Annotated in this window: 26 protein-coding genes and 1 pseudogene; 19 read left to right on the top strand and 8 right to left on the bottom strand. The window is 58.9% G+C overall.

Features of this window, described 5'->3' with window-relative positions:
- Nucleotides 1-173: 173 nt before the first annotated feature.
- The 11 genes from xdhA (at nucleotide 174) to ACJO2E_RS17975 (ending at nucleotide 11,606) form a co-directional block, all read left to right on the top strand.
- Nucleotides 174-1,637 carry a xanthine dehydrogenase small subunit gene (gene xdhA / locus ACJO2E_RS18025; protein ID WP_406965696.1) on the top strand — a complete coding sequence of 488 codons (1,464 nt, stop codon included), beginning with the start codon at nucleotides 174-176 and terminating at the stop codon, nucleotides 1,635-1,637.
- Complete coding sequence (xdhB, locus tag ACJO2E_RS18020) at nucleotides 1,630-3,984, top strand: xanthine dehydrogenase molybdopterin binding subunit (protein WP_406965695.1); 2,355 nt, start codon at nucleotides 1,630-1,632, stop codon at nucleotides 3,982-3,984. Before xdhA ends, xdhB begins: the two co-directional genes overlap by 8 nt.
- Nucleotides 3,984-4,874 (top strand): xanthine dehydrogenase accessory protein XdhC, encoded by an 891-nt coding sequence (gene xdhC / locus ACJO2E_RS18015; RefSeq protein WP_406965694.1) that lies wholly within the window; start codon nucleotides 3,984-3,986, stop codon nucleotides 4,872-4,874. The genes xdhB and xdhC overlap by 1 nt, the downstream gene beginning before the upstream one ends.
- Nucleotides 4,864-5,364: a 2-oxo-4-hydroxy-4-carboxy-5-ureidoimidazoline decarboxylase gene (gene uraD / locus ACJO2E_RS18010; protein ID WP_406965693.1), complete on the top strand. Its 501-nt coding sequence runs from the start codon at nucleotides 4,864-4,866 to the stop codon at nucleotides 5,362-5,364. The genes xdhC and uraD overlap by 11 nt, the downstream gene beginning before the upstream one ends.
- Nucleotides 5,361-5,705 (top strand): hydroxyisourate hydrolase, encoded by a 345-nt coding sequence (uraH, locus tag ACJO2E_RS18005; RefSeq protein WP_406965692.1) that lies wholly within the window; start codon nucleotides 5,361-5,363, stop codon nucleotides 5,703-5,705. Before uraD ends, uraH begins: the two co-directional genes overlap by 4 nt.
- 20 nt (nucleotides 5,706-5,725) lie before the next feature.
- Nucleotides 5,726-7,102: a guanine deaminase gene (gene guaD, locus ACJO2E_RS18000; protein WP_406965771.1), complete on the top strand. Its 1,377-nt coding sequence runs from the start codon at nucleotides 5,726-5,728 to the stop codon at nucleotides 7,100-7,102.
- A gap of 3 nt (nucleotides 7,103-7,105) precedes the next feature.
- Nucleotides 7,106-8,299: a urate hydroxylase PuuD gene (locus ACJO2E_RS17995; RefSeq protein ID WP_406965690.1), complete on the top strand. Its 1,194-nt coding sequence runs from the start codon at nucleotides 7,106-7,108 to the stop codon at nucleotides 8,297-8,299.
- 239 nt (nucleotides 8,300-8,538) lie between these two features.
- On the top strand, nucleotides 8,539-9,399 hold the full coding sequence (locus tag ACJO2E_RS17990; RefSeq protein ID WP_406965688.1) for a hypothetical protein: 861 nt from the start codon (nucleotides 8,539-8,541) through the stop codon (nucleotides 9,397-9,399).
- Complete coding sequence (locus ACJO2E_RS17985; RefSeq protein WP_406965686.1) at nucleotides 9,396-9,956, top strand: DUF6843 domain-containing protein; 561 nt, start codon at nucleotides 9,396-9,398, stop codon at nucleotides 9,954-9,956. The genes ACJO2E_RS17990 and ACJO2E_RS17985 overlap by 4 nt, the downstream gene beginning before the upstream one ends.
- Nucleotides 9,957-9,996: 40 nt before the next feature.
- Nucleotides 9,997-10,344: a hypothetical protein gene (locus tag ACJO2E_RS17980; protein ID WP_406965685.1), complete on the top strand. Its 348-nt coding sequence runs from the start codon at nucleotides 9,997-9,999 to the stop codon at nucleotides 10,342-10,344.
- 128 nt (nucleotides 10,345-10,472) lie between these two features.
- On the top strand, nucleotides 10,473-11,606 hold the full coding sequence (locus ACJO2E_RS17975) for a hypothetical protein (RefSeq protein ID WP_406965683.1): 1,134 nt from the start codon (nucleotides 10,473-10,475) through the stop codon (nucleotides 11,604-11,606).
- Between the two features lie 92 nt (nucleotides 11,607-11,698).
- On the opposite strand, the gene ACJO2E_RS17970 is transcribed toward ACJO2E_RS17975, so the two are convergent.
- The 5 genes and pseudogenes from ACJO2E_RS17970 to ACJO2E_RS17950 form a co-directional block, all read right to left on the bottom strand.
- Nucleotides 11,699-12,151 carry a hypothetical protein gene (locus tag ACJO2E_RS17970; protein WP_406965681.1) on the bottom strand — a complete coding sequence of 151 codons (453 nt, stop codon included), beginning with the start codon at nucleotides 12,149-12,151 and terminating at the stop codon, nucleotides 11,699-11,701.
- Nucleotides 12,152-12,445: 294 nt separating this feature from the next.
- Entirely contained in the window at nucleotides 12,446-13,108 is a 663-nt protein-coding gene (locus tag ACJO2E_RS17965; RefSeq protein WP_406965679.1) for a hypothetical protein, read from the bottom strand.
- Nucleotides 13,109-13,775: 667 nt separating this feature from the next.
- On the bottom strand, nucleotides 13,776-14,177 hold the full coding sequence (locus tag ACJO2E_RS17960) for a GFA family protein (RefSeq protein ID WP_406965678.1): 402 nt from the start codon (nucleotides 14,175-14,177) through the stop codon (nucleotides 13,776-13,778).
- A 217-nt stretch (nucleotides 14,178-14,394) separates the two neighbouring features.
- A pseudogene (locus ACJO2E_RS17955) lies at nucleotides 14,395-14,625 on the bottom strand (AAA family ATPase); the annotation flags it as partial.
- A gap of 243 nt (nucleotides 14,626-14,868) precedes the next feature.
- Nucleotides 14,869-15,936 (bottom strand): AraC family transcriptional regulator, encoded by a 1,068-nt coding sequence (locus tag ACJO2E_RS17950; protein ID WP_406965676.1) that lies wholly within the window; start codon nucleotides 15,934-15,936, stop codon nucleotides 14,869-14,871.
- 72 nt (nucleotides 15,937-16,008) lie between these two features.
- On the opposite strand from ACJO2E_RS17950, the gene ACJO2E_RS17945 reads away from it, so the two are divergent.
- The gene (locus ACJO2E_RS17945) at nucleotides 16,009-16,818 is read left to right on the top strand and encodes a class I SAM-dependent methyltransferase (RefSeq protein ID WP_406965674.1); all 810 of its coding nucleotides are present in this window, start codon (nucleotides 16,009-16,011) and stop codon (nucleotides 16,816-16,818) included.
- Nucleotides 16,819-16,978: 160 nt separating this feature from the next.
- Here ACJO2E_RS17945 and ACJO2E_RS17940 read toward each other — a convergent pair whose 3' ends face one another.
- On the bottom strand, nucleotides 16,979-17,860 hold the full coding sequence (locus ACJO2E_RS17940; RefSeq protein WP_406965673.1) for a LysR family transcriptional regulator: 882 nt from the start codon (nucleotides 17,858-17,860) through the stop codon (nucleotides 16,979-16,981).
- 280 nt (nucleotides 17,861-18,140) lie between these two features.
- Here ACJO2E_RS17940 and ACJO2E_RS17935 point away from each other — a divergent pair, with 280 nt between their 5' ends.
- From ACJO2E_RS17935 to ACJO2E_RS17925, 3 genes are all read left to right on the top strand, one after another.
- Nucleotides 18,141-18,428 (top strand): DUF6506 family protein, encoded by a 288-nt coding sequence (locus tag ACJO2E_RS17935; protein WP_406965672.1) that lies wholly within the window; start codon nucleotides 18,141-18,143, stop codon nucleotides 18,426-18,428.
- A 426-nt stretch (nucleotides 18,429-18,854) separates the two neighbouring features.
- Complete coding sequence (locus ACJO2E_RS17930; RefSeq protein WP_406965670.1) at nucleotides 18,855-19,109, top strand: alpha/beta fold hydrolase; 255 nt, start codon at nucleotides 18,855-18,857, stop codon at nucleotides 19,107-19,109.
- Between the two features lie 138 nt (nucleotides 19,110-19,247).
- The gene (locus ACJO2E_RS17925) at nucleotides 19,248-21,197 is read left to right on the top strand and encodes a laminin G domain-containing metallophosphoesterase family protein (protein WP_406965668.1); all 1,950 of its coding nucleotides are present in this window, start codon (nucleotides 19,248-19,250) and stop codon (nucleotides 21,195-21,197) included.
- Between the two features lie 119 nt (nucleotides 21,198-21,316).
- Here the strand turns inward: ACJO2E_RS17925 and ACJO2E_RS17920 are convergent, their stop codons facing one another.
- Nucleotides 21,317-21,886 (bottom strand): DUF1287 domain-containing protein, encoded by a 570-nt coding sequence (locus ACJO2E_RS17920; protein ID WP_406965770.1) that lies wholly within the window; start codon nucleotides 21,884-21,886, stop codon nucleotides 21,317-21,319.
- 29 nt (nucleotides 21,887-21,915) lie between these two features.
- Nucleotides 21,916-22,476, bottom strand: coding sequence for a TetR/AcrR family transcriptional regulator (locus tag ACJO2E_RS17915; RefSeq protein ID WP_406965666.1), 561 nt, complete (start codon nucleotides 22,474-22,476; stop codon nucleotides 21,916-21,918).
- A gap of 99 nt (nucleotides 22,477-22,575) precedes the next feature.
- Here ACJO2E_RS17915 and ACJO2E_RS17910 point away from each other — a divergent pair, with 99 nt between their 5' ends.
- The 4 genes from ACJO2E_RS17910 to ACJO2E_RS17895 all read left to right on the top strand — a co-directional run bounded on the left by ACJO2E_RS17910 (nucleotide 22,576) and on the right by ACJO2E_RS17895 (nucleotide 24,576).
- On the top strand, nucleotides 22,576-23,058 hold the full coding sequence (locus tag ACJO2E_RS17910) for an HPP family protein (protein WP_406965664.1): 483 nt from the start codon (nucleotides 22,576-22,578) through the stop codon (nucleotides 23,056-23,058).
- A 148-nt stretch (nucleotides 23,059-23,206) separates the two neighbouring features.
- A complete protein-coding gene (locus ACJO2E_RS17905) occupies nucleotides 23,207-23,443 on the top strand; it encodes an addiction module protein (protein ID WP_406965663.1) in 237 nt (78 codons plus the stop codon).
- 5 nt (nucleotides 23,444-23,448) lie between these two features.
- Entirely contained in the window at nucleotides 23,449-23,760 is a 312-nt protein-coding gene (locus tag ACJO2E_RS17900; RefSeq protein ID WP_406965661.1) for a type II toxin-antitoxin system RelE/ParE family toxin, read from the top strand.
- A gap of 351 nt (nucleotides 23,761-24,111) precedes the next feature.
- On the top strand, nucleotides 24,112-24,576 hold the full coding sequence (locus ACJO2E_RS17895; protein ID WP_406965660.1) for an SRPBCC family protein: 465 nt from the start codon (nucleotides 24,112-24,114) through the stop codon (nucleotides 24,574-24,576).
- The last annotated feature ends 40 nt before the right edge of the window (nucleotides 24,577-24,616 follow it).

Genomic DNA, 24,616 nt, shown 5'->3' with positions numbered 1-24,616 from the left:
ATTTCCAGGCTGAGCAATATGCTTGCCAATCGTTAATAAAAACTGAAAAAACCGGAAATGAACCAATTGGTCAGATTTTTGCAGAATCGGGCGTAGAAGCTGCGAAAAGCCTGTCTATAGTGAAAGGCAGTAGCCCGCGAAATACCGCAAATAGCCCATAAGCGGAGAGAGTCGTGATTGAATTCCTTCTGAACGGTCAAATGGAAAAAGTTGACCAGGTCGACCCAAATTTGAGCATCCTGGAGTGGTTACGCACCAAAATGCGACTCACCGGCACCAAGGAGGGCTGCGCCTCCGGTGACTGTGGTGCCTGCACGGTCATCACAGGAACACCTGACCAGGATGGCAGCATCCGGTACGAGGCCATCAACAGCTGCATCAGCCTGCTGGGCAGCCTGCACGGCAAGGAGCTGATCACCGTGGACGCCTTCCAGCAGGAGCCGGGGCACCCGGTACAGCGCAGCATGATGGAGAAGCACGGCTCCCAGTGCGGCTTCTGCACACCGGGTATCGTGATGTCGCTGATTGCCCTGCACGCCCATAAGGAAGGCACTGACCCGAACGACCACCGCTTGCTGGAAGCCCTGTCCGGCAACCTGTGCCGCTGCACCGGCTACCGCCCGATCATCGACGCCGGTCGCCAGGCCCTGGTGCAGGAGTGGACACCGGAGCCATCCCACCCCGCCGCCAGCCTGTGTGGCACCGGCGCAAACCCCGGACTGACGGGCATCCCGGGAGGCAGCGTCTCGTCCGGCACCGCGGACGGCCTTCGCTACGATGCCCCCGCCACCCTGGCCGAGCTGCGGGACCTGCGCCGTACCTTCCCCGAGTCCCGCCTGGTGGCCGGCAGCACCGACCTGGCCCTGGAGATCACCCAGCAACTGAAGACTCTGCCGCACCTGATCAGCGTGGAACGGGTCGGGGAACTGAAAGGATGCGAGCAGCAAGGGGACGAACTGGTCATCGGCGCCGCAGCCACCTACCAGCAGTTCCGTGGGCCGCTATCAGCGCTGTGGCCGGCCTTCGACGCCATGGTGGAGCGCCTGGGTTCCCTGCAGATCCGCAACCGGGGCACTCTGGGGGGCAATATCGCCAACGCCTCTCCCATCGGCGACATGCCCCCGCCCCTGATTGCCCTGGGCGCCACCCTGGTGCTGGACGGCCCGGACGGCGAGCGCCGCCTGCCCCTGGAGGATTTCTTCCACGGCTACAAGCAGACCGACCTGAAAGCGGGCGAATTCGTACATTCGGTGCGGGTACCCGTGCCTGCGGCCAACGAACACCTTTATATCTACAAGATCTCCAAGCGGCTGGACGACGACATTTCCGCCGTGCTGGGCGCCTTCCGCCTGACCGTGGACAATGGCGTGGTGGCGGACTGCCGGCTGGCCTTCGGCGGCATGGCCGCCACCCCGGCCCGGGCCCTGAAGGCCGAAGCCGCCCTGAAAGGCCAGCCCTGGAACGAGGCCAGCGTGGCCGCCGCGATTACCGCCCTGGCCGGTGATTTCACTCCCATGAGCGACGTCCGCGCCTCCGCCGCCTACCGCCAGCAGGTCGCCGGCAACCTGCTGCGCCGGGCACTGCTGGCCTCAGACGCCAACACCAGCGAATCCCTGATGGTGACCGACTATGCGTAAACTGCCCCTGAACACCCCGACGCCGGCCCACAGCGCACGCGGACTGGCCGGCCACAGTGCGCACCACGACAGTGCCTGGAAGCACGTCAGCGGCCAGGCCCGTTATATCGACGACCTGCCTACCCCCGAACGATTGCTCCACGCTGCCGTGGGCCACAGCGAGCAGGCCCACGCCCGCATCCTGTCCATGGACCTGGAGGCCGTGCGGGCCTGTCCCGGCGTGGTGGCCGTGATCACCGCGAAGGAAGTACCCGGCCACCTGGACATCGGCCCGGTATTCCCCGGCGACCCGGTACTGGCGGACGACATTGTGGAACACATCGGCCAGCCCATCTTCGCCGTGGCTGCCATCACCCACGAAGCGGCCCGCAAGGCAGCGCGGCTGGCGAAGGTGGAGTACGAACCGCTGGATGCCGTGGTCACGGTAGAGCAGGCCCTGGAGAAACAGCTCTTTGTCCGCCCCAGCCACACCCAGCAACGGGGCGAGCCGGACAAGGCCCTGGCGGAAGCCCCCAACCGCCTGAAGGGCGAACAGCACGTGGGCGGCCAGGAACACTTCTACCTGGAAGGCCAGGCCTGCCTGGTGGAGCCCACCGAGGACGGTGGCATGTTCGTGCATACTTCCAGCCAGCACCCCTCGGAAGTGCAGAAACTGGTGGCGGAAGTGCTGGGCCTGCCCATCCACGAAGTGCAGGCGGAGGTTCGCCGCATGGGCGGTGGCTTCGGCGGCAAGGAAACCCAGGCAGCGCCCCTGGCCTGCGTGGCGGCGTTATTGGCTCACGCCACCCGGCGACCGGTGCGGTACCGGCTGTCCCGGGCGGACGACATGGTGCAGACCGGCAAGCGCCACGACTTCTACAACACCTACGACATCGGCTTCGATGACGACGGCCTGATCCGGGGTGCCGACATCATGGTGGCCGGGCGCTGCGGCTATTCCCCCGACCTGTCCGACGCCATTGTCGACCGCGCCATGTTCCACGCCGACAACGCCTACTACCTGGACCAGGCCCGGGTGGTGGGCCACCGCTGCAAGACCCATACGGTGTCCAACACCGCCTTCCGGGGCTTCGGCGGCCCCCAGGGGATGATGATCATCGAACAGGCCATGGACGACATCGCCCGCCACCTGGGCCGGGACCCGCTGGATATCCGCAAGCTCAACCTGTACCGGCCCGGACGGGACACTACCCACTACGGCCAGACCGTGGAGCAGCATGTACTGGCGGAACTGATGGAGACCTTGGAGACGAGTTCCGAGTACCGCCAGCGCCGGGCGGAGATCACCGCCTACAACCGCACCAGCCCGGTCCTGAAACGGGGCCTGGCCCTGACGCCGGTGAAATTCGGCATCTCCTTCACCGCCAAGCACCTGAACCAGGCCGGCGCGCTGGTGCACATCTACACCGACGGCAGCATCGTGGTGAACCACGGTGGCACCGAAATGGGCCAGGGCCTGTATATCAAGATTGCACAGGTGGTGGCCTCCGCCTTCCAGGTGGACCTGGAACGGGTGAAAGTCTCCGCCACCCGCACCGACAAGGTGTCCAACACCTCGCCCACCGCCGCTTCATCCGGCTCCGACCTGAACGGCATGGCGGCACTGGATGCCTGCGAGAAGATCCTGGAGGGGCTGGTGGACTTCGCCTCGAAACACTGGGCGACACCAGCGGAGGAAATCACCTTCTCCGACAACCAGGTGATGATCGGCGGCCTCGCGGTACCCTGGGAGACCTTTATCCAGACCGCCTACATGAACCGCATCCCCCTGTGGTCATCCGGCTTCTACGCCACCCCCAAGATCCACTATGACCCGGAAACCGGCACCGGCCGGCCGTTCCTCTACTACGCCAATGGCGCCGCCTGTTCCGAAGTGGTGGTGGACACCCTCACCGGCGAGTACCGCGTGCTGCGCACCGATATCCTCCACGACGTCGGCCGCTCCCTGAACCCGGAGATCGACATCGGCCAGATCGAGGGCGGCTTCGTGCAGGGCATGGGCTGGCTGACCACCGAGGAGTTGGTTTACAGCGACGAGGGCCGGCTGCTGACCACCGGCCCCGCCACCTACAAGATCCCGGCCGTGTCCGACTGCCCGCCGGACCTGCGGGTGGCGCTGCTGCCCCAGAGCCCGAACCGGGAAGCCACCGTATTCCACTCCAAGGCCGTGGGCGAACCACCGCTGATGCTGGGCATCGCCGTATGGAGCGCCCTGCGGGATGCCGTGGCCAGTCTCACCGATTACCGCTTCAGCCCGCCCCTGGACACTCCGGCCACACCGGAACGGGTGCTGGGCGCCGTCACCGCCAGCCAGCAGTGGCTGGCCCAACAGAAGGAGACCGCGTGATGGAAAAGCGACTGAACTGGTACCAGGCCGTGGCCCACTGCGAGGACCGGGGCGAACCCTACGTGCTGGTGACCGTGCTGGGCGTCACCGGCTCGGTACCCCGCGAGCCCGCCAGCAAGATGGTGGTCACCGGCGAACACAGCTACGACACCATTGGCGGCGGCCACCTGGAATACCGCATCTGCCAGCAGGCCCGGGAGCGGCTGGCCAGACAGGACTACACCAGCGAACTGGCCCACTTCCCCCTGGGCGCCAGCCTGGGCCAGTGCTGCGGCGGCAGTGTCTCGGTACTGATCGAAGCGCACCCGGGCTGCGAGCAGGAACTGGTGATCTTCGGGGCCGGCCATGTGGCCCGGGCCCTGGTCACCATCCTCGGGGACCTGCCCTGGCGCGTCACCTGGGTGGACGAGCGGGCTGACCAGTTCCCCGCCGGGGTGCCCGCCAATGTGCGCATCCACCACACCGACGATCCCGTCGGCGACGCCCCCGCCCTGTGCACCGGCAAACAGGTGCTGATCCTCACCCACAACCACCAACTGGATTTCGACCTGTGCCGCACCCTGCTGACGACGGCAGACTGCGCGGGCATCGGCCTGATCGGCTCCGACACCAAGGCGGAACGCTTCCGCCAGCGGCTGGAGCACCGGGGCTTCAGCGGCGAGCAGATCGCCACCATCCGCTGTCCGGTAGGCCGCTCCGACATTCCCGGCAAGCGCCCCATGGAGGTCGCCGTGTCCATCAGCGCCGAACTGCTGAGCCTGACCGCCAGCGCGGACCAGCCCGCCACCCGCCGTGGCCTGCCCTGGAAGGAACTGAAAGGCCTGATCCAGAACACCGACACCGATCAGCAATCTGAGCCATCCAAAAAGAGAAGCCCGAATGAGTCTTGAGGAACTGAACACCCTGCCCCGTGACCAGGCCGAAGCCCGCTTCCGCGACTGCTGCGCGGCAAGGCCCTGGGTACAGGGCATGGTGGACAACCGCCCCTACGCCAGCCGTGAAGCCATGATGGAACAGAGCCAGCGCCTGTGGCCCACCCTCACCGAAAGTGACTGGCTACAGGCCTTCGAGGCCCACCCGAAAATCGGCGATGTGGACAGCCTGCGCCGCAAGTACGCCAGCACCAAAGCCCTGGCCAGCGGCGAGCAGGCCGGCGCCCGCCAGGCCCCGGAGGCCGTGCTGCGACGCCTGAAGGCGGACAACGACGCCTACCAGCAGAAGTTCGGCTTTATCTTCATCGTCTGCGCCACCGGCAAATCCGCCGAGGAAATGCTCGAGTTGCTGGAAGCCCGCCTGCCCAATACCCGCGAGCAGGAAATCGCAAACGCCGCCCGGGAACAGGCCAAGATCACCGAGATAAGACTGGAGAAACTGGCATGACCGCAAAGAGCCCCATCACCACCCATATCCTGGACCTGGGCGGTGGTCGCCCCGCTGCCGGCGTGGCGGTCTCCCTCTACAACGTGCTGCGCGGCAGGGAAACCCTGATCGCCGAAGGCATCACCGACGACGACGGTCGCATCATGGACTGGTTCGACGCCGCCATTGAAGAAGGCCATTACCGGCTCACCTTCGAGACCGGCGCCTGGTACCAGCAGCACGGGCTGGACACCTTCTTCCCACAGGTAAGCCTGGACTTCCAGGTGTCCGACACCAACGCCCACTACCACGTCCCCCTGCTGCTCAACCAGTGGGGCTACTCAACCTACCGGGGGAGCTGATGACCGACACCAACGCCCGCCTGCCCGAAGGCTGTGAAGCCCATCGGGGCGCCCTGCTCCACTTCCTGGACGACCCGGGCAACGCCCCCGATCCCGCCGATGGCAGCCTGGAATACGTCGAAGACGGTCTGCTAGTGGTCCACAACGGCAAGGTAGTCACCACCGGCCATGCGACCGAGTTGTTGCCCCGACTGCCCGCCGGTACCCCGGTCACCCACTGGGACCAGCGCCTTCTGGTACCCGGCTTTATCGACACCCACGTGCACATGCCGCAACTGGGCGTCATGGCCAGCTACGGCACACAACTGCTGGACTGGCTGGAGACCTACACCTTCCCCCACGAGGCCCGCTTCAGCGATGGCGACTGGGCCCGGGCCGAGGCACAACGGTTCACCGACCTGCTGCTGGCCCACGGCACCACCTCCGGGCTGGTGTTCTGTACTTCCCACCCCGCCTCGGTGGACGCCCTGTTCGAGGCCGCCGAAAGCCGGGGCATGGGCCTGACCGCCGGCAAGGTGATGATGGACCGCCACGCCCCGGACAACCTCACCGACACCGCCCAGGGCAGCTACGACGACAGCCTGGCCCTGTTACAGAAGTGGCACGGCCGTGGCCGCCAGCGCTACGCGATCACCCCGCGCTTCGCGGCGACCTCCACCCCCGAGCAACTGACCCTGGCGGGCAAGCTGGCCACCGAACATCCGGACGTGATGGTGCAGACCCACTGGGCCGAGAACACCGGCGAGATCCAGTGGATCAGCGAACTCTTCCCGGACCGCCATAGCTACCTGGACGTTTACGACCACTATGGCCTGCTAGGGGACCACACCGTGCTGGCCCACGGCATCCATATTGATGACCACGACCGCCAGCGCCTGGCAGAGACCGGCACCCGCATTGCCTTCTGCCCCACCTCCAACACCTTCCTGGGCAGCGGCCTGTTCGACTTCCGCAGTGCGCGGGAGGCCGACGTGACCGTGGGCCTGGCGTCGGATGTGGGCGGCGGCACCAGCCTGTCGATGCTGGCCACCATGGCCGAGGCCTACAAGGTCTGCCGCCTGCGAGGCCAGACCCTGACGCCCTGGCAGGCCTTCTACCTGGCCACCCTGGGTAACGCCCGGGTGCTGCACCAGGCGGAGCAAACCGGCAGCTTCCAGCCCGGTCGCCACGCCGACTTCGTGGTGCTTGACCAGGGCGCCACACCCGCCATGGACATGAAGCAGGCCTATACCAACACCCTGGCCGAAACCCTGTTCAGCCTGATGATCCTGGGGGACGACCGGGCCATCGCCGCCACCGCCGTGGCCGGCGAGGTCCGCTACCGGCGACCGGGCGATGCCCCGCTCTCCACCGCGAGCGACACCCCAAAACCCACCTCCCCCGCCCAAGGAGTCTGATTGATGGAAGCTTACCTCAGCGAGTGGCTAGCCCTGATGGTCCGCTGGTTTCATGTGATTGCCGGGGTCGCCTGGATCGGCGCCTCGTTCTACTTCATCTGGCTGGACAACCACCTGCGGGAACCACCGGAGTGGAAGAAACAGGAAGGCATCAAGGGGGATCTGTGGGCCATCCACGGCGGTGGCGTCTACGAGGTGGCCAAGTACAAACTGGGCCCGAAAAAGATGCCGAAGGAACTGCACTGGTTCAAATGGGAGGCCTACTCCACCCTGCTCAGCGGCCTGGCGCTGCTGTTCGTGGTGTACTACATGGGCTCGCCGGGCTACCTGATCGACCCGGCCAAAGCCGACATCAGCATGGGCGCCGGCATCGCCATCGGCCTGGGCACCCTGATCGGAGTAACGGCGCTCTACGAAGCCCTGATCCGCAGCCCCCTGGCCGACAACGGCAAGGCCTTCGGCCTGGTGCTGTTCGCCATCCTGTTGGTGGTGGACTGGGGCCTGTTCCAGGTGTTCTCCGGTCGCGGCGCCTTCATCCACGTGGGGGCGGTGATCGGCACCATCATGGTGGCCAACGTGTTCCTGGGCATCGTGCCGTCCCAATGGGCGCTGGTGAACGCCCTCAACGAAGGCAGGGAGCCAGACGAGAAGGTAGAAAGGCTGGCCGCCCTGGCCAAGCTGCGCTCCACCCACAACAACTACCTGACCCTGCCGATCATCTTCATCATGATCAGCAACCACTACCCGATGCTGTACAGCCACGAATACGGCTGGGCCATCCTGGCGGCCATCGGCTTTATCACCGCCTTCACCCGCCACTACTTCAACCTGAAGCACCGGGACATCCACCGGCCCTCGATCCTGCTGGCCTCGGCCATCATGACCGTGACGCTGATCTGGATAATCGCCCCCACACCCACCACCTCCGCCAACACGGACAGCGCCGCCGTCAGCGACGAGACCGTGACGCAGATCGTGGAAACCCACTGCGTGGCCTGCCACGCCGAAACACCCACCCAACCCGGCTTCCAATCCGCCCCGGCGGGGATACGGCTGGATGACCTGTCACTGCTGGCCGACCACAACGGCAAGGTGAGGCAGGCCGCGGTGGATACGCATTACATGCCGTTGGGGAATAGTACGGGGATGACTGAGGAGGAGCGGGAGTTGTTGGGGGTTTGGTTGAGTTCGCAGTGAGTGGTGTTGCGCCGGGCGGGTTAGTGGGTGTCTTGCCCGCCTGGCAGACTCTCTGCTTTGGCGTAATTTCTATTGGCGCCACAGTCACTTGTATGGAGACATTTCTAATCCATGAGTCGGTCTGTGCGCTCTATCCAATTCCTGGCGGGTGATATTGAGTACACAGGCCTTACCCGATAGTCTTCGAGACACAGAAGGATATCTGTAACCGACGACATCTGACTCCAAGGAAGGTCATCATGCCCATCCAGGCTCCTGCCGATCTCACTCATTACGAGTTCAATATCCGTTCATTCCATCCTGAAAAGACATTTGGCTGGTCAGGCTTCTGTTTCGAGGGTGATGACCGGGGCTTCTCCCTGGCCCCCAGTGGCCGAGTTACCCGGGTAACCTCAAGAATCTGGCACCGCTTCAAGCTCGGGATCAAATCCGGCTCAGTCAGCGAGCGGCAAACAGAGTCCGATCCCTCCAAAGCGCCATGGTCGGACACTCCCAAGGTCTACTCGTCAGAACTGGGGCCAAGAGGTAGGGCAACGGCCGAAGCTGATCGCCTTACAGACAACCGCTACCGTGTGCGAGTGAAAGGCTTCTACGCCGGTGAAAATCATGCCATGCCGTATTCAGGAGAGTTGCAGGAGGAGTTTGGTGTTACCTACGTGCCAACGCTCGATGTCAATTATGAGCTGATCGTCTATCTCGATCCGTCCAATCGACATCTGGACGTTGTGCTGCTCGTTCGGGGCGACGGGTTCCCCAATTGTGAAGCATTCATGGTGGGTCCGGACGGACAGCCTGTTTTCCTCGGCGTTCATGTCCGTAAAGGGGCTGCGGCAACAAGTCTCTCGAAAGATCGCAATGTCAGCATGATTGCCTGCACAGCCCGGCTTCCGTTGAAGCAAAACGGGGCCTTTAGCGGTCTGATTGCGGACCATCGTGGTAAGACGTTACCGAGCGGCGAGCGTGCCTATCGCCGGATCAGCGACTGGAACCAGGACTTCCTGGGAACCAACCCCAATGACCAACGCTGCATGGGCCTGGAAACCGCCTACTGGGACGATATCTGGACCGATGAGTGCTTTATGGAACTGCAGAATCTATGAATACCAATCTTCGTTGTCTCAGTGCTGTTGTTGCCGCATCTCTCTGGATCGTCACCAGCGGCTGCACCTACGCCTCAGACCGTGAGCCTGAAACCTACGTCATCCCCGAAGGCTTTGTTGGCCAGTTCTATCTGGTGTTCAACATTTCGGGTGGTCAGGAACAGGAATACGAAGGCGATTCCCGGCTGTACCGTATTCCGGATAGTGGATTCCTGCTGATGCAGTCCGATCCGAACGGTGGCTGGATCGAGAGCGACAGGATCCGGTTTTTCTATGTCAGCGAAGATGGCGAGCGTACCGAGATAGATGGTCGCTGGAGCGGCACCATCCACGATACCCCCGATAACCGCTCTGATAACGAATTACGCATCCTTGGCGGCGGTTCGGGAGAATTCCAGATTCTGGACACTTGCCATCTGCGGTATCAGACCTACTACGTTGGCAGCGTCTCTCAGGCGTTGGATGAGCAGGGTATTTTTGATCTGTTCAGTGAGCGGGGTATCTATGGCGTTGATGAGAATATATTGAAAGAGGCCTGCTCTTCCGAGACACAGTGAAGTGCCAATGGACAACCGCGATGGAACCTGAGGTTATTCCATGAACCAACAAACCTGGCTGTTTATCACGGTCTATTTCCTGGTATTCCTGGGCGGGGCGAAACTGCTTACTTCCCTGTCAGCGGGCGAAGCCCTGTCGTTCTGGTCTGCCTTCCTCGGTGCGACCCTGCTATCCTTCGTTCTCTGTAAAAATGCTCATGCCATTTGGCTGGCACCTACGCTCTATTTCCTGTTCTTTGCCATCGACTACTTGTCAGGGTGGCAATTGATCACGAGCGCCAGAACGGAGTCACTGACGACTGGACTCTTTGCAGCGATCGTTTTTGTCACTCCGCTTCTGCTCGGCTGGGGCGTACGGAAACTGGGCAGATGGGTGCCTCAACGTTAAAACGAACCTGGCCCAAGCCATTATGGGAACATGGTAAAGCGCGAGTCCCCCAAGCTCAGGACGGATGGCCCAAGAGCTATAACGGCACCTCATCGAAGAGGCGCGAAATCGCTTAAAAGGATGTTCCAATGACACTATCCGTGGATCAACTCTGTCAGCGCCTGGTAACCGAACAAGGCTGGCTGCTGCTCACGGACTGCGACCGCGAGCCACCTTTCCCCGAAGAGGACAATTACTGGGATTGCTTCGACGCCACCAGCGACCCCGTCGAACAGGACCGCCTCTTCCTTGAACTCTTGGACGAGAAGGCGAAGCATCTCAATGCACTGCCGCTGATTGGTGGCCCGTTCCCCGACATGAGCAGCTTGACGGAGATTGAGGGCATGACCCATGCCGTGGTCATTACCTCCCCGGCCCTGCGGCGACTGAAGCCCTATTGTTCCCGCATGCTGGTAAAACAACGCCCCTTTGCCATCAAGGTAGCCCTGGTTATTGAGGATCACGTGCCTGCGGATCTGAACCGGGAGATGCTTTCTAAAATAGGTGCGCAGGCCCGGGAAGAGTTGTTGGCGGAGCCGGAAGCGGAGGAACCGGTGGAAGAAAGCCGCCACAGTGCAAAAGCCAGGAAGAAGAGAGCCAAAGCCCTGAAACGGCTCCCGGTGTTTTTCGAGCTCATCGTGGTGGGTCAGCGCATCCAGACTGACCATCGTCGGAAGGCATTGCGCGGGCTTCGTCAGGGGCGGCTGCGTATACCCTTTGTTGCAATCCACGGTTATCTCTTGGACAGCACCACCGGATCCGTGTGGTCCACAAACGGACTCTCCGGGTGGCGCCGCCGTGACTACTTCCGGTATGCGCTCAGGCACCACACGGACTCTGTCCCGGAGATTCAGGAAGCCATCCTCAACAGCCGGCCGGGCGCTCTGCTCATTATTGCCAGCGTTGCCATTGCCGTGCTGACCAACTTCGGTTTCAAGGCCCTTGTGCAAGACCTTGGAGAGCTCACTACCGTACTCTGGTTTGCTGCCGACATTCTTGTTCCCACCGCCGCAGTCCTGACCGCCTGCTGCTCAATGAGGCTGAACACCCATGTGGTCACCCAGACCAAGCGCTTCCTGATCGGCTATTTTGCGGTCTACTCAACCCTGTTTCTGGCCTTCGCCTGGATACCCACTTTTCAGCACTTCTACTATCTGACGGTCGTGGGTGTTGTTACAACCGTCGCTAATATGATGGGCGTCTATATGATGAGTCTGGAGTAGGTCCTAAAGATCACGGCATGGTGCTGCCAGGCCGCGACCGCTGTCGGTATCCAGGGCAGGGCTGCGGGCGGCCTTGCGCACCAGCCGTAGCCTTAGCGTGGTTTCGGTATTCCCCCGGACAGGTAGGCCTGTGCCGTTGCTACCGCCTCCTCGCAGGGCTTTCCTGACTGATGGCGGCGCTTGAAGCTCTCGGGTGTATCATCATCCCTAACTTCAAGCGAAGACCTCTGTTCATGGGCTACAACCATGGCCGAGGAAAACAGCTGCTTATCCCAGCCAGTGTCGATAACGCTATCGTAGAGGTTCCAGGCCTTCTGGCTATATTCATCACCTTTCGCCACGTTCTGTTCCTGCTCTGTCGCGTAGCTTGCACAGAGCTGGAGGCCGAGAAAGGTCTGTGCCAGCGGAACAAGTCGTTCGTCGTAGGGCGGTGTCGATTCTGAGGCCTGCGTTACTGAACTCATGCAGGCGAGAAGGCCAAACACAACGCCTTTTCCCAGGTGGCCGATGTCAGGTCTTTTTGAGGCAATGGCTGATGAACGCATGCTCAACTCTCGTCGCTTTCGGTTTCTTTGACGTGTACGCCGGCTACACGGTAACCGGGCTCAAGAGCCAGGATGAATGCGGGCCAGAGGGCAAGCGTAAGAGTATAGGGCGCATCCTCGTAGAAATACCGAACGATGATGCTCCCGCATACGGCTAACATCATGGCGCTGGCAGCCACACACCTGACCCATAACGCGGGCCCTTTGCTTACTGTGCCCAGTCTCAGGCCCCTTAACAGGGAATAGTAGAAGAACGCGCCACCAAGCCCGCTGACCAACATTAGCACTAGCATATTAGAGGTCTTCGTAAACCAGCAGCCCCCTGGCCGCCAGCTCCCGCCTTGCATTCCCTGCCTGCTTCTTAGCCATAATGTTGAGCCCGGAAATGACAATCAGGGCAGGAACGGCGGCTATACCCAGGGATCGGACCGTGGCCGGGCTCAGACCAAAGCGACGACCCACCGCTGTCATCAGATTGCTCTTTCTGATGGAATTGAGCGCGTCAGAGGCCAGCGCCCGACCGCCCCCTTTGGACATAATCAGGACGCCACTTGCAACGGTGGTGACCGTGAGATTTGGAGGGGACAGCGGGTTGAATTGCTCGGTCACTTCCGCAGTGGTCGTGCTGAAATCAAAGAACTCTTTCAGCTCCTCGTCGGAAAGCGACCACATGTACCAGTAGGGCTGGACGCTCTGATCGGCTACGAGTTCCATAAGCCGAGCGGTCAGGCCACTTCGTGGGATGCTGTTGATAATGGCGTCGTTGACTTGCTGTCTTTCCCGGGAGGGCAGATGACGATAGACGACGATGCCGGAAAGTATGGGCGAATACAGTTCAGGTGACGCCGCGATGGTGGGCCGGTGGCTCCTCAGGCCCATCAAGTCTGCCAGAGCCATCAACGGAGTTTGCTTGAAGTCAGGCGTCACGTAACGTTCAGCGACGGCGGGGCTGCTCATCCTAAATCTCCTTTTAGTGCGTGAAACATCCTGTTAAAACAGCAGGCCCAGCTTTCTGGATTTCTGGTTCGATGTCAATGGATGGCGTCTTGCTCCAGCCTTTCGGAGACCACGCAGTCCGGACCTGTTAGTCTTTGCGAGAGGATGTCTCAGCTCTGACGAAAACTCCGGTAGCGAAGAAAAAAATCTGTCCCGGTTTATTACTCGCAATGTAGAGTGGGTGTGCCTGGCGGGTGAGCGGTTGGTCCTCCCGCCTTTTGACCGGCGGGTTTCGGGACGAACAATTAGTACCACAGTCGCGGGTTATGCCACACCCGCCAACCCGCAGGCTTCTGGCCCCCGTCGATGCCAGGGGCGGAGCATATTAATTGTCACCTACCACGGCTCTTCGCTCTCTCTCATACTCTTCGTAGGGCTTATTGGAACGCTCCACACACTCCTCATACTGAGCAGGCGGGACACTGTTGCATTCCTGGCGATTGTTGCGCTGGATGTCCTCATATACGGCTTTGCTACTGCATCCAGCGGTCAAAACAAAGATTACAGACACAATCCAGATCTTTTTCACGATTCATCATCCCTACTCGGCATAACGCCCGATTATGCGGCGCGCCGGAACGTCAGCGGAGGTACGTCCGGCAACAGCCACTGGTTATGAGGTCTTGGCTCACTCTGGCAGACCTTCGAACTCTGGCACGTCACCAATCGCCCCGTCCCACACTGCTCTGCTCGATGTGAAGATGTGCGCAGTTGGCAGCACAGAGACTTCAGTGTCCAGACACCCTGCGGGAACAACGAGCAAACCGGTAAGTTGAGTACTTGGCAATGCTGAACCACACGTCCTACAAAAGCTTTTGTTGTGGCGAGTACCAGGAAGCGTAAAGGACGTTACAGCGTCTATACCCGCCAGCCAGGTCAGTTTAGCTGACTGCGAGAATAGATTTGCTGCATGAGCGGATCCCGTATCTTTCTGGCAGTACTCACAATGACACAGGTAAAAGCTGTCGAAGTCCCCGTGTACCTCAAATTTCACTGTGCCACACAGGCAGGAACCAGCATGCTTAGTCATAGGACTTCCTTCTATAGCCTGTAGGTGACGCACATATTACGCCCTGGGTTAGTGGGTTAGCTGTCGGCGCGCAGCGCAGTATCCGCCAGCTTCACCAGAAACTGGGACAGATTCAGAAACCGGGACCGATTAGAAACCGGGACAGATCTATTTTTGTCTTACCAGAGCGAAGGAAAATAAGTCTGTCACGGTTTTCGTCAAAAAAGGGCCTGTGCAGTCAGAACGAAAAATCCAGGATAGGGCTATTCCTGTCCCGATCTACAGCTTCCAGAATGAAAGAGACCCGCTCTTCGACACGCAGGCTCGGCACTTCCAATGTTGCATAACCCCATTGCAGGTACCACTTTTTCATACCTTCAAACACGTCAACGGATTGCTCAAATGTTTGATCCCGCTCGGAATCAGTGTCATAAATCTCTTTCCATGGAGGTAGAAGAAAAGCGATCCTGTTGTATGTAAAATCGTGAACGTATCAAGTTGTAGTGGTTCAATGATTCTGGACATCAACGTAGGTGGTAAGATCGCCACCATAAGCGAGGTGTCTGATGACCAGAAAGCGACGTTCTTTTCCTCCTGAGTTCAAACAGGAAGCAGCCACACCCTCACGCCTACAAACAGGCCGGCGATGAAGTTATCTCGCGGTAGTGTTGGACGTCCCCAGGCTATTTCCCGAGCCTTTCCATTGGCCCCGCTACGTTGATCCGTTTTTTCGATCCGTTATCACCGGCTGCACAGACCGGCGGAACTCGCTGGGGCTGCGCCCCATGGCGCGTTTGAAGGCCCGGCTGAAAGACGTTTCCGACTCGTAGCCCACACTGAGAGCGATCGACAGTATCTTGTCCTGCCGGTCACGCAGTAGTCGGGCGGCTACCTGCAATCGCCATAGGCTCAGGTACTTCATCGGTGGCACTCCGATGACCCGGCTGAAGCGTTCCGCCAGAACGGACCGGGAACAATTCACTTCGCTGGCCAGCTTCTCCAGGGTCCAGGCATCCGCAATGCGGCCATGCAGAAGAGACAGGCTCCTGGCGACCAGCGGATCAGACAGCCCCCTTATCCAGGGGTTGTTGATCAGGTCCCGCTGCTGCACGTACTGCCGGATGACTTCGATAAACAGCACCTCCCCCAGACGGAGCATCATGGACTGGCTACCAACCTGCGGATGGCGACACTCCCGAAGCACAATATCCACCAGATCGTTAATCGGTCCCTCCAGTGCCGAACGTGAAAGTACGATGTAGCTGGGTAGCCCCTCCAGCAGAGGATTCACCGGATGTCGGTCACACCCCAGGAAGCCGCACACGAGCTGGTTCCGTCCGGGGCCGTTACCACCGTTTTCGATCACCAGGGGCAGGCCACCGGCAGCCATCAGGGAAAAAAATTCTCGGGCGGGGCCTATATCGCCGTCAGAAGGCTCCCGGGGCTGGTCCGATATGATGTAGGCATCGCCGTGAGGTATCAGAAGGATGTCGCCGCCCTCCAGTCTGACGGGCTGTTCGCCTTCCACGGTCGCCCAGCAGGGACCTTCCAGCACGATATGGTAGGAGATCACCTGATCGGACGTCGGCAAGATCAGCTCCCTGAAATGACGCTCGTTGGGAACGCCAGTTGCGTATGGCCAACTGGGCTGCCAGCCAAAGAAAACTGCCCCCTGCAAACGGATGTTTTCCAACACATTGGAGAGAAGCGCATCCACGGCCTTTGCCGGCCCGGACGTTGGGACATTATATTCGGACGACCGGTTATGGTTCCTCTGCATGGCTCGCCCTAGCATTCGAGTTAAGGGAAACGGATCACCATCGCGATCCGACGCCAGATAAGGGAGGCTGCCATGTCCTCGCTCAGCACTGTGGAAATCAATTCCCCAGGTCCTGCTTTAATCTATCACCAACAGTTTGTACCCGCATTGTTTGGCCAGTGGGGTCCTCGACTGGCACAGCAGGCGAACGTCCGTAGCGGTAGCACCGTGCTCGATGTAGGCTGCGGTACCGGCGTATTGGCGTCAGCCGCCGCGGATATCGCCGGTGATGCGTGTGTCACGGGTGCGGATATCAACCCGGAAATGCTGGCGGTAGCCCGGCAGCAGCGCCCGACCATTAGCTGGCGCCACGCCCCGGCCGAGAACCTGCCTTTTACGGACGCCAGTTTTGGCACAGTTCTGAGCCAGTTTGCCCTGATGTTTTTCGACTCCCGGGCACAAGGGCTGGCCGAGATGTGGCGCGTACTCGAACCGGGAGGAACCCTTCTGGTTGCGGTGTGTGATGGCGTGCACCGTTCCCCCGGCTATGCGGTGTTCGCTGAAGTGCTGAACAGCCTGTTTGGTGCCGAGGTTGCCGAATCGTTCAGGGCGCCTTTCAGCGCCGGTAATGTGGACCATCTACGACACGTCGTGGCCCAGGCCGGTATTCCGGACCCACAGATTGAGCAGCAACGGGGAACGGTCAGGTTCGACACCGTCGGCGACATGATTGCGACCGAACGCGCCTGCGTGTTTACCTTGGGCGGCATCCTGGATGATGCGCAGTTCGAAAGACTGGCCAGCGAGGCTGACGTCGCGTTCCGGGACTTTGTCACCAGTACGGGAACGGTCGAGTTCCCCATGCCGGCCCTGACCATTCAGGCGCAAAAACCGGCCCGGTGAGTGTCGGTACTTTCCGTGAACTGCACTGGAAACTGGGACAGACCTGTTTTTCTTTTGAAGGCGGAGGATACGCCCCCTCCCCGGCTAATCTCACGCGCCCGGGATTACAATGTAGCAGGCCTGAAACGCCAATCGCGCCCTTCGCGGCCACGGTGAGTGATTAATCCAAAGCCATATCAACAAACCGTGCGACGGAGGTCTTTTCTATGGCTTTTCTGTGTATCAGATAAATACGGACTGAACACTGTAGCCAAGGCAGTTCTCGCATGACTACATTTTGTGGATGGGAATAACACATACTCTTTTGCACCAAGGCAACCCCGAGACCGGCCTCAACCAACTCTACTGCTGTCGACGGTTCTGAGGCCTCATAGCGAATGTCCAGCTCCCAGCCAGCAGTCTTACATTCCCGTATCAGGTCTTTGTTGGCCTCAGGGTGAAAGGACTTGGGTAGCCCAACCACTGGGCAGTGCTGCAAACGATCTGCAGAGATCGAAGGTTCGTTCGCGAGTGACCAGCTTCCCGGTACCGCAATAATCAGCGGCTCCTCCATAAGCAGGTGCGCCTCTAGCTCGTCAACATCATTGGGCGAGGAGTAAACAAAGCCGATATCCAGACTTCCTTTTCGAACCGCTTCAACCTGTGCGTATGACCGTAATAACCTTGTTTCCACGTCGACGCCAGGAAATTCATCTCCAAATTGACGAAGTGCACTCTGAAGTATCCTGGTGTTCAGCGCTCCTTCGACGTAACCAATGTTTATCTTCCCTGCGAAACCGTCACGTATCTGATGCGCCTGTTGCTCAACTTCCTGTGCATGATGGAGAAGCGATTTTGCACTATGAGCGAACCGCTCACCGTCGTGGGTCAGTCGAATCCGACCGCTTTCACGGGTGAATAGAGATATACCTAGCCTTTCCTCGAGTTGTTGTATTTGTCGACTCAGAGGTGATGCAGAGATACATAACTTCTCAGCCGCCCGTCCAATGCTCTCTTCCTGGGCAACAACGACAAAATATCTCAGAAGCCTGAGTTCAAGCATGTGTCCTCCGAGGTCATCAGCATGACCTTAATAGTCCTTTACCTACACGTGTTCGCTTTCCGATAATCACACCGTTCACATGGGAACCACCCTGTGATTACAGAGAAATGCCAGCCCTATAATACTTGCAATTATATATTTCTCCAGTAGATGCTGTATATCTGGAAACACTTTCATCGCACAAACTAGATAACTCTTAAACACATATTCGACTGAAACTCCAGGGCTTAACATCCAATACTATTCATAATCAAAACCCACTACCCAAAGGAAAGAAGCAATGGCACTGACAAAATTCGGATTCATAGTCACCGGTGACAGTTTTATTCAACAACAGGGGACGGAGAATTTCATGATGACCGTGGTGGGTGTACGAGATCCATCCGAAGGCATTAATGCCGCACAAACTCTATTAAAAAATGGCGTTCAACTCATCGAGTTGTGCGGTGGCTTTAGCCCAGTATGGGCAGGGAAGGTCCTTGAAGCAATTGACTTTGCCATTCCTGTTGGAGTGGTTGCGTATGGACCGGAGTCCATAGAGAAAATGTATAGATTATTTTCTGACTGATATCTGACTTGATACGTAGTCGGTTATCCGGCTAAGCCATCACTTTAAGGTTGCGATTGCCGTCCTTGAAGGGTTATCCGCCAATGGCAATCATCGAGTTTGCTATATAACCTCGCTCATGGAGCCTCTGCATGTATTCATTGACCCTGAAATTGATTCCCACTATACAGCCGATCTCTGCAAGGCTTGCAGCGAGTTTGGCAGCACACCTGCTGGTAGCACCCCGTCGCTTACCACCTAAAGACTGGGAGCATGAGGCTCAAGTGTCTGTAGAGCGAATTACCGTTGGTGGAGGGCTGGATGCAAGGCGGGCGGTTCTGGTTGCTCCACAGGCCTCGGTTCATTGGGGGGGCCCAACGAATCGCGCCCCTGATGGGACTCAAGGGCCGGGCCCGTGAGAGCTTTCCGGCCGCACTTGAGAGTAAGATGGGTGTTTCCCTGAATGAAACACTGGTGCCTGCACTGAAAAACAGCATCACCCAGCCCGTGCTGGTTATTCACGACATTTCAGACAAGGAAGTACCGGTCTCGGATGGACAAACCATTGCTGATGCATTGCCAGATGCTCGGCTTGAGAAAACCGAAGGCTTGGGCCACAGGCGAATTCTCAGGGCCCAAGAGGTCACTAAGCGTGCTGCTCAGTTTCTCTCCGAGGAGGCCGCCCCGACGGAAGTAGGTTAGTTTTCGGGCTGTTCCGGCCCAGCTCGACAAATGCCCGCCGATGCCGCCATCGAGTAACAATTTCTTCATCAGACCTAAATAATTGCTTGCTAATTTCGTTTGCCCGTTCCCCAATTGGAAGTAAACGTGACTAGGCAAATGCAATATCTCAAACTCCCCCCCGGCAATACCTTCACCAGGCTCCTGCTACTGCTGGTGCTGACCTTCAGCCTGCTGGGTTGCAATAGTGACAGCTCAGACGGGGGCGACAGCAGTAATCCTGTTAATGACGGCGACGACGGCAGTCCTGATAATAACGGCGACAGCGATAGTCCCGGTGATAACGACGGTACCAATGAACAACCCGTCAATTCTTTTACGCTCGCCATTCTGCCAGATACGCAGAAGTACTCTCGTTATTCGCCGGAGCGATTTGATGCGCAGACGCAGTGGATTGCCGATAACTACGTGGAGGAGAAAATCCCTTTCACTCTGCATCTTGGTGATGTGGTCGATATTGCCACTCAGGACTATGAGTGGACTAACGCCATGCAGGCGCTGTCCATCCTGAATCAGAACTCGGAAACGCCCTATAGCGTCCTTGCCGGCAACCACGACGTGCTGCAGTCCTGGCAATACGATACTGAACGTGATCAGACGGCGGAGCCCTATCTCGACCACTTCTCGGCCGATCTGCAAGCATCACGCTTCCTGACCTTTCAGGGAACCGACCCAACCGGTTTCAACTCCTACCATATTTTTCATGGCGAGGTCCGTGACTACCTGGTTCTGGCCACCGACTGGCGTACGTCTTTTGCCAGCATCGACTGGCTACAGTCGGTTCTTGACAAGCACCCCGATATGCCGGCCATCCTGACCACCCATGAATTGCTCAATACCACCAAGGATAAAACCAGCGAACATGGTGCAATGTTTACCGATCATGGTCGGCGCCTCTGGAGCAACCTGATCTACAACAATGACCAGATCTTTCTGACCATTAACGGCCATCACCACGGTGAAGGCACGATGATCGCCAAGAACCAGTATGGCAATGACGTCATCATGCAGGTGGTGGACTATCAGTCCGGTTTCTGGGGTGGCAATGGCATGATGCAGCTCATCACCTTCGATCTACCGAATAAGATGCTGCGCTTCCGTTCCTTCTCCCCCTGGGTAGCGAATATTCCGCAGGCTCAGCGCGGGCCGCAGGATGAGCTTGAGCGGTGGGAGCACACTATCCCCATGGACTTTGAAGAGCGATTCTCCAACTTCAATGAGGACCCGGTGGCGAATCAGGGCTCCCCCGGCAACATTGAGGGTACCCTTGCCTACTGGGTTCTGGACGAGGCACACCGGGTCACCGGAAGCAACGGTGCCCCCGGATTCATTGATGCGTCCGGTAACGGCAACAGCATGACCCTGACCGCCCAACAGAACCCGTCACAACCCCTATCCGAGTATTTCAGGGTCACCCCTGAGCACCCACCTTTCGGGCATTCGACCGGCTCAGCCCACTTCGACCCCATCGGCGAGAGTGAAGGCTATTATCTACGTAGCGAGGCGCCTGGCCTAACGTTCCAGGAAGCTCTAAGTGGTGAGCTTGGGTATCTGCCGGAGTACACCATTGAGGCGATTGTGCGCCTGCCGGAAGACTGGGATGCCGACACCTATGCATGGACCGGCATCCTCAACCACCGGCGTTCAATCACCGATATCTGTAACTTCCATAAACTGTCCTGCAGTGGCGACGATCCATCGGTGGGCCTGAACGTTTCCTCTCTGACAGAGTTTCAGTGGATTACCGTCTCACAGAATGGCAAACAGCCGGATAGCTGGTCGTGGGAAGTTCAGCCGGGGCAATGGTACCACGTGGCCATGGTGAACGATGGTGAGCGACTGCTGATGTATGTAAACGGCCAACAGGTCATGCGATCCGGCTCTGCGGTGAAGCAGGGACTACTTGCCGCCCCGGGCCGCCCGTGGGCGATCGGGACAGCCGGCGATGACTATGACACTGTGTCGACATCCTTGTTCAGCGGTTTCATTTCGGAGATACGGATCAACAATCGCGCCCTGGAACAGTCTGAGTGGCTCTATAATCAGTAGTGTATCCACACCTGTTGCCCGGATACCGGGCAACAGGTCAACGTCCCTGCCGAGGTATCCGGCCACTGTCTCATCTTACAACCATCACCTCTCGTTTCTGGTCTTGGCACCCCCTAACATCAATCGCTCCCGGCACCCGACTCCGGAACATATCTGTAATGCCCCGTTATATTGTAGGCAAACAACATATCGTCGAGACGTGGCCCCAGACCTATGTTGTGAACGATCAGGGGATTTCCCGTGGTGTCTGAATACTGGTCCGTAACGATGCCAATATGGGGCTGGTTTCCGGGCAACCTCCAGGTGACGATGTCGCCGGGCAGATAATCAGCCGGGCTGTCGGATACCGCCAGGGATTGCCCCTTTCTCGAGAAGAACACTCTCAGGTTTGGCACACGACGATGGTCAATGTTTCTGTCGGTTCCGGTCATCCCCCAGATCCGGTTTGAAGGATAAGCGTCAAAATTGCTCGCCATGTCCTCATGAACCAGCCGCTGGAGATCCGTGCCGATAGCGCGGTAAGACCGGATTACGACGTCAGTACAGACACCAATATGTGACGGCACATCGCCATTAGGGTAAGGAATGGAGAAGTAGGAGCCGTCGTAAATCACCCTCTCTTTCGTTCGATCAATCGCTGCGCTGACCAGCTCACTTTCCACGCTGTCGCCGAAGCATAGCGGCGACATAAGCAACGCGGTTGCTATCAGAAGTCCTTTCACAGCATGCCCTCCACCAGCCCCCTGGCCTCCAGGGCCGCATCAAGGTTGCCCTGAACATGGGCCATTGAGATAGCCCCTTCCTTCAGCAGGACAATCAGGCGCGTGATCTCGTCCGTCCTTCCCTCCGGGAGGGACAATGCCTCCACATGCTTTCGGATCAATGCCGTGATGCCGGCCTTATGCTCCGCACAGGCCCGGTGGATCGGGTTGTCCCGGTCGCCGAATTCCGCACTGGCATTGATGAAGAAGCAGCCATGGAAGGGTTCGATCTCCGGCACCCGGCTGTGGAACCAGTCATCCAGGGCGCTGAACAGCTCCAGCAAAGCGGGTTTACCGACGAGAACCCGGTTCAGTCTCGACTCAAGCCAGGCCCGGTAACTGCCGTCGCGGTAACGGACGGCCGCCTCCACCAGATCCTCCTTCCCCGGGAAGTGGTGGTAAAGGGTTTTCTTGGCGATGCCGGATTCCGCCAGCACCAGGTTAATGCCCACGGCGTGGATTCCCCGTGCGTAGAACAATGTAAAGGCCGTACTCACTAGCCGTTCCCGTTTATCCATGACTATCCCCGCATCGCACCAAGGTGTACGCATCTTGACATCAGTAGACAACCTTGTCTACTTTAGGGAGACCGATCTGTCTACTATGGAGTTTTACAAATGCAGCAACGCCTGATCTCTTCACGTTACCTCATCCCGTTGATAGCCGGCCTGGGGGCGATGCTGTGCATTACCGCCCTTAGCAGCCTGGGCAGTGCCCTTCAATCTTCGGTCTGGTTAATGGCACCCTTCGGCGCAACCATGGTGATCCTGTTCGGGTTGCCCGAGAGCCCGTTGGCGCAGCCCAGGAACATTATCGTGGGTCACCTGTTAACCACGGCCATTGGCTTGTCCGTGGCTGCCTTGCTGGGTGTTACACCCTGGTCGATGGGACTGGCCGTGGGACTGGCGGTCGGCCTGATGCTGCTGACCAACACCACCCACCCGCCAGCGGGTGCCAACCCTCTAGTGGTGATGCTGGCGGGAGAGCACTGGGATTTCCTGCTGATGCCGGCGGCAGCCGGGGCCGTGCTGATCGTGGCGTTCGGGGTGGTTTACCACCGACTGGTTTCCGGGCATCGCTATCCGATGCGTTGGTTGTAGGCGAGCCGGCGGTGGCCGGGTGGTTTTTCTTTTTGCCTTGAACATCGGGCGCTGGTTCAGAGGGAGTGAACGGCTGAGACCACAGTCACTTGTTATGGGATAAAACATCCTGCATGATTCAGAGAGACCTGTCTCCACGGAGTGTGAAATGACTGCGGTAGAGCTCGAAACCGTAAGAAATGCTGCCCTGACCCTCTCTGAAAAAGAGCGCGCGGCCCTGGCCAGAGATCTGGTTGCCAGTCTGGATGGTCCTGCAGACGACAGTGTTGCAGAGGCCTGGGACCGTGAGATCTGTCGTAGAATCCAAAAAATTGAGTCAGGAGAGGCAGAGTTGCTTGATCCCAGGGAAGTGCTGTCTCGAGCCAGATCTCGAATCGGAGGCTGATACCTTTGCGAGTAAGAGTCAGCAGGGAAGCTGCCACCGAATTCGAAGAAGCGGTTTTCTGGTATGAGCAGGAAGAGGTCGGGCTCGGAAGGCGCCTGACTGATGCTTTTGAACAAGCGATCAGACTGCTCGAAGAACCAAATCCCCCTCTAGTCCCAGTATCCTATAAAGCTGCAGAAGCCGGAGCCAGGCAGCTTGTACTTCATAGATTCCCTTTCTCCCTAATAACCATCGTAAAAGACCGGGTCATCATGGTCGTTGCTTTTGCCCACCACTCAAGAAAGCCCGGCTACTGGCGACGTCGAGTTACCCCATAACACTGTTCAGTACAGAAAGTCGTAGGTACCAACACGATCATTAATTCCGGTACGGGGGCAAGGTCGTTGTTATGGCAACAGAAAGTGAGTCTCAAGCCTGCATAGGTCCGGCACGACCGCTCAGCCTTCCAAGTAGACTCCTGGCCTCCAGGGAGGCATCAATGTTGCCCTGAACCCGGGCCATTGAGGTAGCCCCGTCCTTTCAGCCGACAAGAAGATCCCTTCGGTGTCGATTTCGGGAAGCCCCATCCGACTACCGGCAGGAGCAGACAGGTTCCGGAATGCCCTGGCGGACGCCGGTCATTTTCCAACTGTCTGCTGTCTAACCAACGAGCTACCAGGAAGACCAACATGTCCAATGAAGAAACAGGCACGGTTCACTTGCACCGGGTACTGAAAGCCCCGGCCGAGCGGGTTTACAAGGCGTTTACAGATCAAAGCGCTCTGGAGCGCTGGCTGCCGCCGTACGGGTTCACCGGAAAGATCCACGACTCGGTGGATGCCCGCACGGGTGGTGGTTACCGGATGTCATTCACGAACTTCGGTACCGGTAGCCAGCACTCCTTCACCGTGGAATACGTTGAACTGGTGCCAAACCAGCGTATTCGCCACAAAGACCGTTTTGATGACGCTAATCTGCCCGGAGAGATGACGGTTACGATTGATCTCGAAGCGGTGTCCTGTGGCACGGATATTCGTATCGTCCAGGAAGGGATTCCTGCGATCATTCCAGTGGAGATGTGCTACCTGGGCTGGCAGGAGTCGCTTGAGCAGCTTGCCAGACTCATTGAGCCGGAGATTCCCGACAACGGCTAGCGAAAACGCGACCATGACTGCCCCGACCAGCTAATCCGGG

This window comes from Marinobacter shunpengi (assembly GCF_045449695.1).
GTDB lineage: Bacteria > Pseudomonadota > Gammaproteobacteria > Pseudomonadales > Oleiphilaceae > Marinobacter.
This window is presented reverse-complemented; position numbering and strand designations above follow the sequence as displayed.

Excerpts from the sequence above, each read along its gene's own strand:
- ACJO2E_RS17980 (WP_406965685.1), top strand. The coding sequence starts at position 9,997 with ATGAACCAACAAACCTGGCTGTTTATCACGGTCTATTTCCTGGTATTC.
- ACJO2E_RS17970 (WP_406965681.1), bottom strand. The coding sequence starts at position 12,151 with ATGCGTTCATCAGCCATTGCCTCAAAAAGACCTGACATCGGCCACCTG.
- uraH (WP_406965692.1), top strand. The coding sequence starts at position 5,361 with ATGACCGCAAAGAGCCCCATCACCACCCATATCCTGGACCTGGGCGGT.
- ACJO2E_RS17985 (WP_406965686.1), top strand. The coding sequence starts at position 9,396 with ATGAATACCAATCTTCGTTGTCTCAGTGCTGTTGTTGCCGCATCTCTC.
- ACJO2E_RS17995 (WP_406965690.1), top strand. The coding sequence starts at position 7,106 with ATGGAAGCTTACCTCAGCGAGTGGCTAGCCCTGATGGTCCGCTGGTTT.
- ACJO2E_RS17920 (WP_406965770.1), bottom strand. The coding sequence starts at position 21,886 with ATGTCGCCGCTATGCTTCGGCGACAGCGTGGAAAGTGAGCTGGTCAGC.
- ACJO2E_RS17965 (WP_406965679.1), bottom strand. The coding sequence starts at position 13,108 with ATGAGCAGCCCCGCCGTCGCTGAACGTTACGTGACGCCTGACTTCAAG.
- ACJO2E_RS17915 (WP_406965666.1), bottom strand. The coding sequence starts at position 22,476 with ATGGATAAACGGGAACGGCTAGTGAGTACGGCCTTTACATTGTTCTAC.
- xdhB (WP_406965695.1), top strand. The coding sequence starts at position 1,630 with ATGCGTAAACTGCCCCTGAACACCCCGACGCCGGCCCACAGCGCACGC.
- ACJO2E_RS17990 (WP_406965688.1), top strand. The coding sequence starts at position 8,539 with ATGCCCATCCAGGCTCCTGCCGATCTCACTCATTACGAGTTCAATATC.
- xdhC (WP_406965694.1), top strand. The coding sequence starts at position 3,984 with ATGGAAAAGCGACTGAACTGGTACCAGGCCGTGGCCCACTGCGAGGAC.
- ACJO2E_RS17945 (WP_406965674.1), top strand. The coding sequence starts at position 16,009 with ATGTCCTCGCTCAGCACTGTGGAAATCAATTCCCCAGGTCCTGCTTTA.
- ACJO2E_RS17895 (WP_406965660.1), top strand. The coding sequence starts at position 24,112 with ATGTCCAATGAAGAAACAGGCACGGTTCACTTGCACCGGGTACTGAAA.
- ACJO2E_RS17905 (WP_406965663.1), top strand. The coding sequence starts at position 23,207 with ATGACTGCGGTAGAGCTCGAAACCGTAAGAAATGCTGCCCTGACCCTC.
- ACJO2E_RS17960 (WP_406965678.1), bottom strand. The coding sequence starts at position 14,177 with ATGACTAAGCATGCTGGTTCCTGCCTGTGTGGCACAGTGAAATTTGAG.
- ACJO2E_RS17940 (WP_406965673.1), bottom strand. The coding sequence starts at position 17,860 with ATGCTTGAACTCAGGCTTCTGAGATATTTTGTCGTTGTTGCCCAGGAA.
- uraD (WP_406965693.1), top strand. The coding sequence starts at position 4,864 with ATGAGTCTTGAGGAACTGAACACCCTGCCCCGTGACCAGGCCGAAGCC.
- ACJO2E_RS17925 (WP_406965668.1), top strand. The coding sequence starts at position 19,248 with ATGCAATATCTCAAACTCCCCCCCGGCAATACCTTCACCAGGCTCCTG.
- ACJO2E_RS17935 (WP_406965672.1), top strand. The coding sequence starts at position 18,141 with ATGGCACTGACAAAATTCGGATTCATAGTCACCGGTGACAGTTTTATT.
- ACJO2E_RS17930 (WP_406965670.1), top strand. The coding sequence starts at position 18,855 with ATGGGTGTTTCCCTGAATGAAACACTGGTGCCTGCACTGAAAAACAGC.
- ACJO2E_RS17910 (WP_406965664.1), top strand. The coding sequence starts at position 22,576 with ATGCAGCAACGCCTGATCTCTTCACGTTACCTCATCCCGTTGATAGCC.
- ACJO2E_RS17975 (WP_406965683.1), top strand. The coding sequence starts at position 10,473 with ATGACACTATCCGTGGATCAACTCTGTCAGCGCCTGGTAACCGAACAA.
- ACJO2E_RS17950 (WP_406965676.1), bottom strand. The coding sequence starts at position 15,936 with ATGCAGAGGAACCATAACCGGTCGTCCGAATATAATGTCCCAACGTCC.